The organism is Caulobacter sp. DWR3-1-2 (genome assembly GCF_049896225.1).
GTDB lineage: Bacteria > Pseudomonadota > Alphaproteobacteria > Caulobacterales > Caulobacteraceae > Caulobacter.
In genome coordinates this window covers 120,088-133,965 of record NZ_JAFCTW010000011.1, presented here as the reverse complement: position 1 = coordinate 133,965, position 13,878 = coordinate 120,088, and the positions used below count along the sequence as shown (strand labels likewise).

Annotated in this window: 14 protein-coding genes; 2 read left to right on the top strand and 12 right to left on the bottom strand. The window is 67.0% G+C overall.

Going from position 1 to position 13,878, the window contains the following annotated elements; all coding sequences use genetic code 11:
• Positions 1–172 precede the first annotated feature (172 nt).
• The 3 genes from ACP696_RS15690 to dapE are packed head-to-tail and all read right to left on the bottom strand — an operon-like array spanning position 173 to position 2,702.
• Positions 173–1,093 carry a glutaminase gene (locus tag ACP696_RS15690; protein ID WP_426011098.1) on the bottom strand — a complete coding sequence of 307 codons (921 nt, stop codon included), beginning with the start codon at positions 1,091–1,093 and terminating at the stop codon, positions 173–175.
• Positions 1,094–1,095: 2 nt separating this feature from the next.
• A complete protein-coding gene (locus tag ACP696_RS15685) occupies positions 1,096–1,536 on the bottom strand; it encodes an EamA family transporter (RefSeq protein WP_426011100.1) in 441 nt (146 codons plus the stop codon).
• On the bottom strand, positions 1,536–2,702 hold the full coding sequence (gene dapE / locus ACP696_RS15680; RefSeq protein ID WP_426011303.1) for a succinyl-diaminopimelate desuccinylase: 1,167 nt from the start codon (positions 2,700–2,702) through the stop codon (positions 1,536–1,538). Before dapE ends, ACP696_RS15685 begins: the two co-directional genes overlap by 1 nt.
• A 64-nt stretch (positions 2,703–2,766) precedes the next feature.
• On the opposite strand from dapE, the gene ACP696_RS15675 reads away from it, so the two are divergent.
• The gene (locus tag ACP696_RS15675; protein WP_426011101.1) at positions 2,767–3,231 is read left to right on the top strand and encodes a cupin domain-containing protein; all 465 of its coding nucleotides are present in this window, start codon (positions 2,767–2,769) and stop codon (positions 3,229–3,231) included.
• 74 nt (positions 3,232–3,305) lie between these two features.
• The gene (locus ACP696_RS15670; RefSeq protein WP_426011103.1) at positions 3,306–4,895 is read left to right on the top strand and encodes a peroxidase family protein; all 1,590 of its coding nucleotides are present in this window, start codon (positions 3,306–3,308) and stop codon (positions 4,893–4,895) included.
• Between the two features lie 100 nt (positions 4,896–4,995).
• On the opposite strand, the gene ACP696_RS15665 is transcribed toward ACP696_RS15670, so the two are convergent.
• The 9 genes from ACP696_RS15665 to ACP696_RS15625 all read right to left on the bottom strand — a co-directional run bounded on the left by ACP696_RS15665 (position 4,996) and on the right by ACP696_RS15625 (position 13,572).
• Positions 4,996–6,288, bottom strand: a complete 1,293-nt coding sequence (locus tag ACP696_RS15665; RefSeq protein WP_426011105.1) for a leucine-rich repeat-containing protein kinase family protein — start codon at positions 6,286–6,288, stop codon at positions 4,996–4,998.
• A gap of 24 nt (positions 6,289–6,312) precedes the next feature.
• A complete protein-coding gene (gene dapD / locus ACP696_RS15660) occupies positions 6,313–7,188 on the bottom strand; it encodes a 2,3,4,5-tetrahydropyridine-2,6-dicarboxylate N-succinyltransferase (RefSeq protein WP_426011107.1) in 876 nt (291 codons plus the stop codon).
• Entirely contained in the window at positions 7,185–7,853 is a 669-nt protein-coding gene (locus tag ACP696_RS15655) for a pyrimidine 5'-nucleotidase (protein ID WP_426011109.1), read from the bottom strand. Before ACP696_RS15655 ends, dapD begins: the two co-directional genes overlap by 4 nt.
• Positions 7,850–8,764 (bottom strand): acetylglutamate kinase, encoded by a 915-nt coding sequence (gene argB / locus ACP696_RS15650; RefSeq protein ID WP_426011111.1) that lies wholly within the window; start codon positions 8,762–8,764, stop codon positions 7,850–7,852. Before argB ends, ACP696_RS15655 begins: the two co-directional genes overlap by 4 nt.
• A gap of 159 nt (positions 8,765–8,923) precedes the next feature.
• Positions 8,924–9,199, bottom strand: coding sequence for a SemiSWEET family sugar transporter (locus ACP696_RS15645; RefSeq protein WP_426011113.1), 276 nt, complete (start codon positions 9,197–9,199; stop codon positions 8,924–8,926).
• Positions 9,200–9,664, bottom strand: a complete 465-nt coding sequence (locus tag ACP696_RS15640) for a response regulator (RefSeq protein WP_426011114.1) — start codon at positions 9,662–9,664, stop codon at positions 9,200–9,202.
• 18 nt (positions 9,665–9,682) lie between these two features.
• Positions 9,683–10,792, bottom strand: a complete 1,110-nt coding sequence (locus ACP696_RS15635; protein WP_426011116.1) for a histidine kinase dimerization/phosphoacceptor domain -containing protein — start codon at positions 10,790–10,792, stop codon at positions 9,683–9,685.
• A 157-nt stretch (positions 10,793–10,949) separates the two neighbouring features.
• Entirely contained in the window at positions 10,950–12,002 is a 1,053-nt protein-coding gene (locus ACP696_RS15630; RefSeq protein ID WP_426011118.1) for a sulfate ABC transporter substrate-binding protein, read from the bottom strand.
• Positions 12,003–12,123: 121 nt separating this feature from the next.
• Positions 12,124–13,572 (bottom strand): porin, encoded by a 1,449-nt coding sequence (locus ACP696_RS15625; RefSeq protein WP_426011119.1) that lies wholly within the window; start codon positions 13,570–13,572, stop codon positions 12,124–12,126.
• Positions 13,573–13,878 lie beyond the last annotated feature (306 nt).

Genomic DNA, 13,878 nt, shown 5'->3' with positions numbered 1-13,878 from the left:
CTGGACGACATCCTGTGGCTCAACAGGCTCCACAACCACACGCCTCGAAAGTGCCTGGGCTTCCAGACACCCGCCGAGGTCTACGCCCTGTTGCACTTCAAGTGTGAATCCACATCCCGGCATTCGCCGGGATGAGCGGATTTAGAAGCAAGCACTTGCGAGAGTTTGGAAGCTAAAGCACCGAACAATTGGTCAGCTGGGTGAACCGCTCCAAGGCCACCGTGCCGACCACCGAGGTGCCAAAGCGGTCGAGTTCCGGCGACCACACCGCGATGGTGGCCTTGCCGGGGACCACGGCGACGATGCCGCCGCCGACCCCGCTCTTGGCCGGCAAACCGACGCGATAGGCGAAGCTGCCGACGCTGTCATAGATGCCGCAGGTCAGCAGCAGGGCGTTCAGCCGCCGGGTCAGGCGCTCGGGGAAGATCGTCTCCTGGGCCAGGGGCGAGAAGCCGCCAGCCGCCAGGGGCAGCATGGCGCGGGCCAGCTGGCGGCAGCTCATGGTCAGGGCGCACTGGCGGGTATAGGCGGCGACCACGGCTTCCGGGTCGTGGCTGATCGTGCCCTTGCCGCGCATCAGATGGGCGATGGCGCGGTTCTGGTGGGCGGTGGCCAGCTCCGAGGCGGCGACGGTCTTGTCGATCTCGACCGTCTCGCCAGCCAGAAAGCCCGCGAAGCCGCGCACCAGGGCCGCCGGGTCCTTGAACACATCCATCAGCAGGTCGGTGATCGCCATGGCGCCGGCGTTGATGAAGGGATTGCGCGGCACGCCCTCTTCGGATTCGAGCTGTGAGAGATAGTTGAACGGCGTGCCCGACGGCTCCTTGCCGACCCGTGTCCAGACCTCGTCGCCGAAGCGGTTCAAGGCGAGCCCTAGTGAGAACACCTTGGTGATGCTCTGGACCGAGAAGCCCTCGTCGGCGTCGCCGATCACCGCCTCCTGGCCGGCCACGGTGCGCACGGCCATGCCGAACTTGCTGGGAGGCACGCAGGCCAGTTGCGGAATATAGTCGGCGGGCTGGCCCTTGCCGAAGTGCGGCTTCACCAGCACGGCCACCTCGGCCAAGACATCGGCGATCGAGAAGTCGTCCATGGCTAGATCCGCACCGCGACCAGCACGGCGCCGCAGGCGATCAGCGCCACGCCCAACCAGTTGACCGGTGACAGCTTCTCGCCCAGGAACACGGCCGCGAGGATCGCCACGAACACTACCGACAGCTTGTCGACCGGCGCCACCTTGGCCGCTTCCCCGATCTTCAGGGCGCGGAAATAGCACAGCCACGAGGCGCCGGTGGCCAGGCCCGACAGCACCAGGAACAGCCAGGAGCGCGGACTGATCGAGCCCGGCGCGCGCCACTCGCCGGCCACGGTCAGGATCAGGCCCGCGAAACCGAGGATCACCACGGTGCGGATGAAGGTGGCCAGGTTGGAGCCGACGCCGTCGATCCCGACCTTGGCCAGGATCGCCGTCAGGGCCGCGAACACCGCCGACGCCAGGGCCCAGAACGGCCAGCTGGAGGCGGCGGCCTTGAGCATCAGGCGAAGGTCTCGAAATAGCGGCGGATCAGGGCGGTGTAGGCGCCGGCCAGGTCGCGGATCTCTTGCACCGGCACGCGCTCGTCGACGGCGTGCATGGTGGCGCCGACCAGGCCGAACTCGACGACCGGGCAAATTGACCGGATGAACCGCGCGTCGCTGGTGCCGCCGGTCGTGGACAGTTCGGGCGTCCGGCCCGTGGCCTCGCCGACGGCGGCGACGATCACGTCGGTGAAGGGGCCCGGCTCGGTCAGGAAGGCCTCGCCGCTGATCTTGCACAGGGCCTCGACGCGGCCGGAGAAACCTTCGGCTGCCTCGCGGCATTCGGCCTCGATCCAGGCCTGCAGGTCCTTACCCTGGTGGGCGGGATTGAAGCGGATATTGATCCGGGCCTTGGCGCTGGCGGGGATGACATTGGTGGCGGTGTTGCCGACATCGACCGTGGTCACCTCCAGGTTCGACGGCTGAAAGCCGGTATAGCCCTCGTCCAGCACCCGGCTCTGCAGGCGGCTGAGGATATCGACCAGCACCGGGATCGGGTTGGCGGCGCGCTGTGGATAGGCCACATGGCCCTGCTTGCCGTCGACAGCGATCCAGGCGTTGATACTGCCGCGTCGCCCGATCTTGACCATGTCGCCCAGCAGGCTGGCGCTGGTGGGCTCGCCGACGATGCAGTGGTCGATGACCTCGCCCTCGGCCGCCAGGGCCTGGACGACGCGGACGGTGCCGTCCTCGGCGACGCCCTCCTCGTCGCCGGTGATCAGGAAGCTGAGCGAACCGGCCTGCCGGGGCATGTTGGCCACGGCGGCGACGAAGGCGGCGATGGCGCTCTTCATGTCGACCGCGCCGCGGCCATAGAGCACGCCGTCCTTGATCTGCGCCTCGAAGGGACCCAGCGTCCAGGCTGCGTCGTCGCCGACCGGCACCACGTCGGTATGGCCGGCGAAGCACAGGTTGGGCCGCGCCGTCCCGCGCCGGGCGTAGAGGTTCTCGATCTCGCCGAACCGCATGCGACGGCAGGCGAAACCCAGGGCCTCCAATTGCCGTTGCAGAACGTCCATCGCGCCCTCGTCGGCCGGGGTCACCGAGGGACGACGGATCAGGGCCTGCGCCAGGGCGACCGGGTCGAGGTCGATGCTGACAGGATCGGGTGTGGGGCTGGTCATCATCCTGCCTTTAGGCTTCCCTCTGGCGCGACGCAAACCAAGCAAGCTTCTTCCACGGACACCCATGCCCAAGATCGACATCGACACGGCGCCCACCCGCTTCGGCACGACCTATCCGCCGCCGCATGACGCTCCTTGCCAGGGCCGCCAACGCTGGACGCTGGGCGACGCCGCCGGATTGACCCAGTTCGGCGTCAATCTGATGCGTCTGCCCCCCGGCCAGTGGACCAGCCAACGCCACTGGCACTCGGCCGAGGATGAATTCGTCTGGGTGGTCGAGGGCGAGGTGGTGCTGGTCGAGAACGAGGGCGAGACTGTCCTGCGGGCCGGCGACTGCGCGGGCTTCAAGGCCGGTGTCGCCAACGGCCACCACCTGCGGAACCGCTCGGACAGGGTGGCCGTGCTGCTGGAAATGGGCTCGCGACGGCCGGAGATCGACGGTTGCGACTACCCTGACATCGACCTGGTGGCGCGAGCCGGCGAGGATCTCTACCGGCATCGGGACGGGACGCCCTATCCCGACGCATAACGGTGTTCTCCCCGCGCGCGATCGCGCCCAGGCTGTGGTATGATTCGACCACAACTTGGTTGGGGCGGAAAGACATGTGGGGCTGGATCATCGCTGTCATCGAGCCGATCGTGGCCTGGCTCGCCAACCGCTGGCCGGCCTTCGCCAGGCTGGTCAACGGGGTGCTGATCGACGGCATCGTCAAGCAGACCCGCAGCCGGCCCCATCCGTGGAGCACCCGCACCGACTATATCAGCTGGATCGGGCTTACGGATCGCACCTATAGCGCCCGGCATTTGCCCGCGACGGATTTCGGCCCGCACCCGCCGCTCGAACGCTCCACCGCCCTGTTTGCCCGGCCGACGGGCGAGCAGGTGCTGTGCCCCAAGTCGACCATGCTGTTTCCGGCCTTCGCCCAATATCTGACCGACGGCTTCATCCGCACCAAGGTGTCGAATGACGACGCCCTGACCGATCGGCGGCGCAACACCTCCAACCACGAGATCGATCTGTGCCCGCTGTATGGCCGGACCGAGGCCCAGACCCACGCCCTGCGCCTGCGCTCGCCCAATTCCGCCGAGCGGGGCCGGCTGAAGTCACAGCGCATCCAGGACGAGGAATATCCGCCCGCGCTGTATGACCTGAACGGCGTGGTGCTGGACGAGTTCGCGGTGCTCGACCCGCCCTTAGGCATCGACAAGGTGCCGGCGCAGTTGCGCCCGACCCTGTTCGCGGTGGGCGGCGACCGGGCCAATGCGACGGTCGGGGTGTCGATGATCAACACCCTGCTGCTGCGCGAGCACAATCGCCTGGCCGGGCTGATCGCCGCCAACCATACCGACTGGGACGACGACCGGGTGTTCGAAACCGCCCGCAACGTGATGATCGTGCTGTTCATCAAGCTGGTGGTCGAAGAATACATCAACCACATCTCGCCGTCGCGGATCCGGCTGCTGGCCGATCCCAGCGGCTGCTGGGACAAGCCCTGGAACAAGCCCAACTGGATCACTGCCGAGTTCAGCCTGCTCTATCGCTGGCACTCGCTGGTGCCCGACCGGCTGAACTGGAACGGGGTCGAGACCTCGACCGGCAATCTGCGCTTCGCCAACCCGCTGTTCACCTCGGTCGGCCTGGCCCAGGCCTTTTCCTGGATGAGCGCCCAGCCCGCCGCGCGCCTGGGCATGGGCAACACCGCCGACTTCCTGCAGGACGTTGAGGCCCACGCCATCGACCAGGCCCGTGTCAACCAGATCGCGCCCTACAACGCCTATCGCCGGACCATGGGCATGGCCCCGGTCAAGACCTTCGCCGACATCACCACGAAGACCGACATCGCCGAGCGGCTTGAGGCGACCTATCCCGCCGGCGTCGAGAGCGTGGAGTTCTATGTCGGCATGTTCGCCGAGGATGTGGTCGACAACTCGCCGCTGCCGTCGCTGATCCTGCGCATGGTGGCGGTGGACGCCTTCTCCCAGGCCCTGACCAATCCGCTGCTGTCGGCCCATATCTGGGGCGACGAGGCCAACCGCCGCGCCGCTTTCACCGACCTGGGGCTGGAGGCCATCGCCGCGACCGGCTCGATGCGCGACCTGCTGGTCCGCAACGGCGCCGATCCCGGCCCGGCCTTTGTCGGCATGACGCGCCCGGACTGGGCGCGGAACGCCAAGGTGCAGCGGGCGGCCTAGAGCATTTTTCGAGCGAAGTGGTTCCGGTTCGCGTGAAGAAAAATGCCTCAAAACAAAAGATTAGAGCTCACGGCCTGACGCAGTCAGGTCGGGAAATGCTCTAAAGGGTGTTGAGCGCGTCCAAGAGGGTGGCCATGGACGGCCGCGCGGCGACGTCGGGCTGCACGCAGGCGCGTTGGAGGGTCCACAGCGCGTCCTGGGGCGAGGCTTCCAGATCGCAGCGCTCCAACAGCTCGCCGAGCAGCAGGCCCCAGGCCCGGACTTCCAGGCGCTTGAACCCGCCGTCGGCGTTCACCGGAAGGAACGACGCCGCGCCGAAATCGCTAAGCACGGCTTGGCCGGTCAAGCCGTCCCAAAGGATGTTGTGCGCGTAAAGATCGCCGTGCGTCAGGCCTTTGTCGTGCAGGTGCGTCGCCCCGGCGGCGATGCCGCGGGCGATGCGCAGGGCGACATCGAGGTCGAGGCCCAGGGTCGGGTCATAGACGTCCCGGCTGCAGCTTTCCGCGCTGGGCGGTCCGGCCAGCACGCGCCATTGCGCGGGCAGCAAGTCCATCAGCAGGCCTTGGACTCCGTCGGGATGTCCAACCAACCCAGCGAGGGCGCCCGTCAGGTGGGGATGCTCCCCGGCCGTCAGGCAAGCGGCCATCTCGCGCTCGGGCAGGCCGTCGCTGGTCATGGCGCCCTTGAAGAGCTTGAGGGCGACGGATCGGGCTTGGTGGCCCGGTGGGGTCCAGACCGCTTCGTGAACCTGTCCGGAAGCGCCCTCGCCCAGCAGGCGGCCGGCCCGCAGCGTCGCCCAGTCGGCCAGGGGCGCGGCGCCCGCCGCGTGTCGATCCAATGGATTACCCGCCCAGGCCAACCACGCCAGGCGCGGCAAGGCCGTCAGCCAGGCCGGCAGGGCGTCGAGGCGGTTGGCCGACAGGCGAAGGAGCTCCAGCTTGTCCGCGCCCTCCAGGCTAGCGGGAAGCCCCCGCAACCGATTGCCGGACAGCATCAGTTTCTGCAGGGCGGGACGTTCGCCCAGCGTTGCGGGCAGGACCTCGATCCGGTTGTCGGTTAGGGTCAGCCAACGGAGGCTGGCGGGGAGCGACTCGGCGGGGATGTCGCGCAGGCCCGTCGCGCGAAAGCCCAGCTGGCTGAGCGCCGGGCAGTCGCCCAGCCCGGGCGGCAGGCGGTCGAAATGATTGCCCGAGCAGAACAACACCCGCAACGCCTTCAGCCGCCCGATGTCGTCGGGCAGGGCCGTCAAGGCGTTGCCGCCAAGGTCCAGCACCTCGAGCGTGTCGGCCAGGCCAAAGATTTCCGGAGGAAATTCCGTTAGTCCACAGCGCAGCGTCAGCGTGCGCGCGCCGGCCAGGGATCCGTCGCGCAGCGCCGTCAAGGTCGCGGTCATCGGATTCCCCGCGGCCAGGAGCGCCTAGTCCCGCAGCAAGTCGTTGATGCTCGTCTTCGACCGGGTCTGGGCGTCGACCGTCTTGACGATCACCGCGCAGGACAGGCTGGGTCCGCCCTTGGGATCGGGCAGGCTGCCGGGCACGACGACGCTGTAGGGCGGCACCTTGCCGATATGGACCTGGCCCGTCTTGCGGTCGACGATCTTGGTCGACATCGAGATGAACACGCCCATCGACAGGACGGAGCCTTCGCCGATCACCACGCCCTCGACCACTTCGGATCGGGCGCCGATGAAGCAGTCGTCCTCGATAATGGTCGGATTGGCTTGCAGGGGCTCCAGCACGCCGCCGATGCCGACGCCGCCCGACAGGTGGACGCGCTTGCCGATCTGGGCGCAGGAGCCGACCGTCACCCAGGTGTCGACCATGGTGCTGTCGTCGACATAGGCGCCGATGTTGACGAACGACGGCATCAGGATGACATTCCGGCCGATGAAGGCCCCGCGGCGGACGATCGAGCCGGGCACGGCGCGGAAGCCAGCGGCTTCGAACTGAGGGGCGTCCCAGCCGTCGAACTTGTTGGGCGCCTTGTCCCACCAGGGTCCGACCGCGCCGCCCCCAATCAAGCCAGTAAGGGCGCCGGCGTGCATCACCTTGTTGGGGTTGAGGCGGAACGACAGCAGCACGGCCTTCTTCAGCCACTGATGGGTGGTCCATTCGCCGTCGATCTTCTCTGACACCCGGGCCTTGCCGGCGTCAATCAGCGCCAACGTCTCCTCGACCGCCGTGCGCACCGGACCGGTGGTGGCGGTGGAGACGCTGTCGCGGGCCTCCCAGGCGGCTTCGACTTCGGTCCGCAAGTCGGCCATGCTTATGGAAGAGGGGGGGGTGTCGCTCATCTCAAGGCTTCCTTCAGGCGCGCCGAGGTCAGGAACCCGGCGAGGTCGTTCGTGCGGTGTTGGACGAAGTCGGCGGTCGAGGCGGCCGCGTGGCCGCCGACCAGGACGGTGGTCATGCCCAGCAGGGCGGCGGGAGCGAGGTTCTTCTCGCTGTCCTCGAAGAAGGCCGTGGTCTTGGGATCGAAGACGTGATGGGCGATGATCTTCTCGAAGGTCGCCATGGCCGGCTTGGGCAGATAGTCGGCCGTCTCGATGGCGAAGGTGTCCTCGAACAGATGGTCGAGGCCCAGATGCTTGAGCACCCGCGCGGCGTGGCCCAGCGAGCCGTTGGTGAAGACCAGGCGGCGACCAGGCAGGGCGTCGATGGCGTCGCGCAGCACAGGGTCGGGCGTCAGGCGGTCCATGGCCACATCGTGCACCTCGTCGAGGAAGGCCTTGGGCTCGACGCCGTGATGGGCCATCAGCCCGGCCAGGGTGGTGCCGTGTTCGTGGTAATAGCGCTTCTGGATCGCTCGGGCCTCTTCACGGGGCAGGCCGGTCTCGCGGGCCATGAAGTCGGTCATCTTGCCCTCGATCAGGGCCATGTATTCGGACTCGGCCGGGTAGAGGGTGTTGTCGAGGTCGAACAGCCAGGTGTCGATGACGGTGAGGTCGGGTACGCTCATTTCGAGATCAGCGTACCCGCGCCGTGCTCGCTGAACAGTTCGACCAGCATGGCGTGGGGGCGGCGGCCATCGAGAATCACCACGGCCTCGACGCCGGCTTCGACGGCAGAGATGGCGTTCTCCAGCTTGGGGATCATACCGCCGCTGGCCACGCCGCTCTCGATCAGGGCGCGGGCCTCGGCGACGGTCATCTGGCGGATCAGTTGGCCGTCGGCGTCGAGTACGCCGGCGATGTCGGTCAGCATCAGCATCCGCTTGGCCTTCAACGCCCCAGCCAGGGCGCCGGCCACGGTGTCGGCGTTGATGTTGAAGGTCTGGCCCGATTCCGACACGCCGATCGGGGCGATCACGGGGATGTAGTCGGTCTCGGAGGTCAGCAGGGCCTGGATGATGTGCGGATCGACCTTGGTCGGCTCGCCCACGAAGCCCAGATCGACGACCTGCTCGATGTTGCTGCCGGGGTCCTTGCGGGTGCGGGTCACCTTCTCGGCGGTGATCATCCGGGCGTCCTTTCCCGAAAGACCCACGCCGCGCACGTCGGCTTCGGCGCCGGCCAGCGTGATCCAGTTGGCGATTTCCTTGTTGATGGCGCCCGACAGCACCATTTCGGCCACTTCCATGGTGGCCTCGTCGGTGACACGCAGGCCGTCCACGAAGGTGGACTTCACCCCGGCTCGCTCGAGCATGCGGCTGATCTGCGGGCCGCCGCCGTGCACCACCACGGGGTGGACGCCCAGCAGCTTCAGCAGCACGGCGTCGGCCGCGAACAGCTTGGCCACCTGCTCCTGGCCCATGGCGTGACCGCCGTATTTGATCACCACCGTCTCGCGGTCGTAGATCTGGATATAGGGCAGGGCTTCGGCCAGGGTCTTGGCGGTGGCCCAGCCCGCTTCCTCGGCGACGTCGGTCAAGGGCGGCGGTCCTGTAAGCGAAAGGCGCGCCTCGATAGCGGACGCGGTGGGTGCTGTCACGCGTTCAACGCGGCGATCATGCTAGCGTCCACCCTCAAACTCCCTTCATCCCGACTTTCGTCGGGATGAAGGGATGAAGGGATGAAGGGAGGGCGATTTTTACCGCCCTTTCCGACTGAACTTCCACTTCAGCGCCAGCACGGCGCCGGACATCAGCAGGCAGGCGGTGTTGGACGCGATCACCGGCCAGGCCTTGATCATCACGGCGTAGATGATCCAGCAGGCAAATCCGGTGACCGTGATGGCGTAGGTGCGGAGCGACACCGAGGAGGCGTCCCTCTCCTTCCAGATCTTGAAGATCTGCGGCGCGAAGCTGGTGATCGACAGCAGGGCGGCGGCCGTGCCGACGACGGAGGCGATGAGGGGAGCGCTCACCTAGCTGGCGCGGGGCAGGTCGTTCAGGCCCCAGTGCTCGGCATAGGCCGGCGCCAGATCTAGCCCGATCGGCGGCGGCCCCGGCGCTTGGCCGTTGCGCAGACAGACCGCCAGATAGGCGAGGGCCGATTTCACGCCGTGCGAGGAATAGGGCTTGCCAATCACCCCGCAGGCCCCGGCGAAATCGTCGGGCAGGCGCTTGACGTTGGCGGTCATGAACAGCGCCACGCCGCCGCACTTGTCATGAATGGTGCGCGCCACGTCGACGCCGGTCGGCCCGTCCTGCAGATGAACGTCCACCAAGGCGAGGTCGGGGTGCAGGGCGTTGGCCATGGCGACGGCCTCGCCGGAGCTCATGGCGTGGCCGACCGCCTTGTAGCCGACTTCGTCGAGCAGGAATTCCAGCTCGGCGGCCAGCAGGACCTCGTCTTCCACGATCAAGACATCGAGCGGGCGCTCGGTCATCACCAGCTTCAACCTTTTTCAGTGATGCAGGCCGTTGACCGGCAAATGCACCACCACACGGGTTCCGGGATCGGCGGAGGTGGTTTCGGATCGAGCCTTCAATTGTTGGCAAAGCAACTGGATGATGGTCAGGCCGAACCCGCCCGACGCGGCGGAATTCTCCATCCCAACGCCGTTGTCGGCAATTTCGATCCGGAACTCGCCGTCGGCCTGCGAGATTCCGACAAAGATTTCGCCGCCGCGGGCTTCCGGGAAGGCGTGGCGCAAGGTGTTGGAGAACAGCTCGCTGATCACCAGGGCCAGGGGGGCGGCCTTGGCGGCGGCGACATCGACCCGCTCCAGGTCCAGCCGGACCGTGATGTCATCGCGCCGCGCCGAGCCCATCATGTCGCTGACCAGATCACGCACGAAGGCTGAGACATCGAAGCGCTCGACGTCGTCGCTCTGGAACAGGCGGCGGTGGACGGTGGCGATGGCGCTGACTCGCTCCAGCATGCCGCGCAACGAGGTTTTCACCGCCGGGTCGGTGACGCGGCGATTCTGCAGCAGCAGCAGCGAGGAGATGAGCTGGAGGTTGTTCTTGACCCGGTGATCGACCTCGTGGAGCAGGGCGGTCTTTTGCTCGAGGGCCAGGCTCAGCTCGCGCGTGCGATCGGCCACCGCCGCCTCAAGCCGCTCACGGGTGTCGCCCAGCTCGAACTCGACCTGCTTCTTGTCGCTGACATCCACCAGCGAGGCGCAGAAGAAGGCGACTTCGCTAGCCTTGTCGCGCACGGGCGACAAATAGAGAGCGTTCCAGAACATCGACCCATCCTTGCGATAGTTGAGGATGTCGAGGGCGATGGCCTCGCTGGCGGCGACGGCGTCGCGCAGGCGCGCGACAGCGGCCGGATCGGAGTCGGGGCCCTGCAGAAGGCGGCAGTTGCGGCCGATCACCTCGTCGCGGCGATAGCCGGTCAGGGCCAGGAAGGCGTCGTTGGCGAAGATGATCGGATTGTCGGCCTGGCGGGCGTCCGTGACGATCATTGCCATCGGCGTGGCGCGGATCGCGGCGGCGAAGGGATCGTCCGGGCCGTGCTCGGCGGCGAGCAGGTCCGCCGCGCGTTCCGACTGCAGAAAGTCCGTCATTCGCACTGTGCCCGACCTGTCTTGACGCCCCGTGTCCCGAAACGTCCCCTGTGGCGCCGGGTTCCGGGGCGCCGGGCGCTCGACAGTGGACCAAAATATAGGGCGGCGGAAACCCCTTGAGGTCCCCGCCGCCATGACCGCAGGTGCGAAGGTCGCCCTATTTGGGCTTGAAGATCTTGTCGAAGAAACCGCCGTCGGCGAAGTGGGTGGCCTGGGCCTTCTTCCAGCCGCCGAAAGTGTCGTCGATGGTGACCAGGGGGATGTTCTTGAACTTGCCGGCGTACTTGGCCGCGGCGGCCGCGTTGCGCGGACGGTAGTGGTTCTTGCCGATCAGGTCCTGGGCGATCGGGCTGTACAGGAAGTTCAGATAGCCCTCGGCCGCCAGGCGGGTCTTGTGACGGTCGACGTTCTTGTCGATGATCGCCACCGGGGGCTCGGCCAGGATCGAGATCGACGGATAGACGATGTCGAACTTGCCCGGCAGTTCTTCCTGCGCCAGATAGGCTTCGTTCTCCCACGACAGCAGCACGTCGCCCAGGCCGCGCTGGGTGAAGCTGGTGGTCGCGCCGCGCGCGCCGGTGTCGAGCACCGGCACGTGCTCGAACAAGGTCTTGAGGAAGGCTTCGGCCTTGGCGGGGCTACCGCCCGGCTGCTTCAGGGCCCAGGCCCAGGCGGCCAGATAGTTCCAGCGCGCCCCGCCCGAGGTCTTGGGATTGGGGGTGATCACGTCGATGCCCGGCTTGATCAGGTCGCCCCAGTCCCGGATCCTCCAGGGATTGCCCTTGCGGACCAGGAACACGATCGTCGAGGTGTAGGGGGTCGAGTTGTTGGGCAGGCGCGACTGCCAGTTGGCCGGTAGCAGCTTGGCCTTGGCGGCGATTTCGTCGATGTCATAGGCCAGGGCCAGGGTGACGACATCGGCCTGCAGGCCGTCGATCACCGAGCGGGCCTGTTTGCCCGAACCGCCGTGCGACTGGTTGATGGTCAGGTCCTGGCCGACCTTGTCCTTCCAGTATTTGGCGTAGGCGGCGTTGATGTCCTTGTAGAGCTCGCGGGTCGGGTCGTAGCTGACGTTCAGCAGGGTCAACGGCTTGACGCCGGCCGCCTGGGCCGCGCCGACGAAGGCGGCGGGAACCGCCAGGGCCGCGGCGCCAGCCGTGGCCGTGCCGAGCAGGCCGCGACGCGTGGGGGTCTTCGGATCGTGGGTCATGGCGATGTGGCTCGCTTGAGAAGGTGGATCTTGAACGCTGATCGACCAGCCCGGCCCAGGCTGGCGGTGCCGTGATGGCGCGGACCCGCGTCCCCATCGAGGGAACGCGGGTCCGCTAGTCTTAGAACGCGTACTGGCTGCGAACGTTGATGGCCTTGTAGCCTTGGCCGATCTGCGCGCCGGCCGCGTCGCGGCGATCGACGTCGACATCCAGATAGTCCAGCGAGAACTTGGTCACCGTGTTGGGGAACCAGTTCACGCCCAGGCTGACGATATCCTGGTTGCCGCCCCGAACCCGGTCGGCCGCCACGGTGGCGTATTCATGATAGTTGAGGTCGGCGGTCGAATAGCGGGCCGCCAGTTCCCAGGTGCCCCACTTGCCGGCCTTGGGGTCGAACGGATTGGTCACGGCCGGGGCGTCGAAGGCAAAGTTTCCAGCGTTATATTTGCGCGCCTCGCCGGTCAGCACCCAGGAGCCTTCGACGTACCAGGCATGGAACTTGGGATCGCTGACATTGGCCGCGCGGTTGCGACGGTCCAAGGCGATGTCGAAATATTCGCCCTGGATCAGGAAGTTCTGCTTCTGGGCGGCCAGTTCGAAGCCGTAGTGGCGCGCGCCGGAGGAATCGATGGCGCCCGAACTGATCAGCTGCGTGCCGTCCACCCGCAGTTCCGGGCGGTCGGTGACATTGATGGGATAGGCGCCGCCTGCGGTGGTCTGGGCTGGCTGGGCCACCAGGCTGGCGTTGACGCCGGTGTGGATTAGCCAGTCATAGCCCTTGAGCGGCACATAGACGACGCGGGCCACATAGCCCAGTTGCTCGTCGAAGGTGGCGCCATCGCCGGCCTTGGCGCCGGTGACGGCGCCCGAGATCAGCCAGCGCTCGCCCAGGGCCTGGGCCTGCAGGGCGATGCGCTTGTCGGCGCCGGCCAGGCCGCGAGACAGTTCCGAGCCCGTCGGACGTTCCGGGAACAGCGAGCCGTTGGTCGAGGCGACATCTTCCAGGCCGACATTGGGGGCGAAGGCCCCGACCTTCACCTTGAAGGGCGCATAATTGTACTGCAGCCACAGCTCTTGCAGCGTGCCCGCGCCGTCCGTACCGGCGCCGCCGAAGTCCAGCAGGACGCTGTAGTCGAAGTTCTTGAAGGCCTTGCCATCGACGCCCAGCCGGGCGCGGCGGAAGTTGGTGCCGCTGTTCAGGTCGCGGCCCACGACGCCGGCCCCCAGGCCGCTGTCCTGGTTGTACCAGGCCGCGTCCAGCTGCATGACGGCGTGGATATTGGCGCTGAAGGCCCCGTCGCCCGAGGCGATGGTCGGCTTGCCGTTGGCGACGCTGACGACGGTCGCCGATTGGATCGTGCGGACATCTTTGAGGCTGGCGGCGGTCGCGGCCTTGAGGTCGGCGATCTGGCCGGACAGGGCCTGAAGCTGGGCTTCCAGGGCCTCGATGCGGGCCTGCTGCTGCTCGGGTGTCTGGGTGGCGGTCTGGGCGTGGGCCGCGCCGGTCATGGCGACCAGCGAAGCGCCGGCGATCAGGGCGGCGCGCCAGGCGGTCTGGGCTTTGGTCATGGTCTTCCCCTCTCGGCGCCTTGGCCGGCGCCGCTGTTGATCAGCACAAAAGACGAATATTCCTATTCATTGAATAGAGATTAGGCCGGAGGGCTGTGAGTTTTCCTTCAGGCCTTGTACGGATCATCGCACAAGCCGCTGAAATCCAAACGAAAAAGGCCCGCGCCGGGGCGCGAGCCTTTTCGATCAGTGTTCGCTCAGGCCGTTTCGAACCGCCCCTGGAGGCGCTTGAAACCGGCGCCGGACGGGCTAGAGCATTTTTCGAGCGAAGTGGTTCCGGTTCGCGTGAAGAAAAATGCGTCAAAA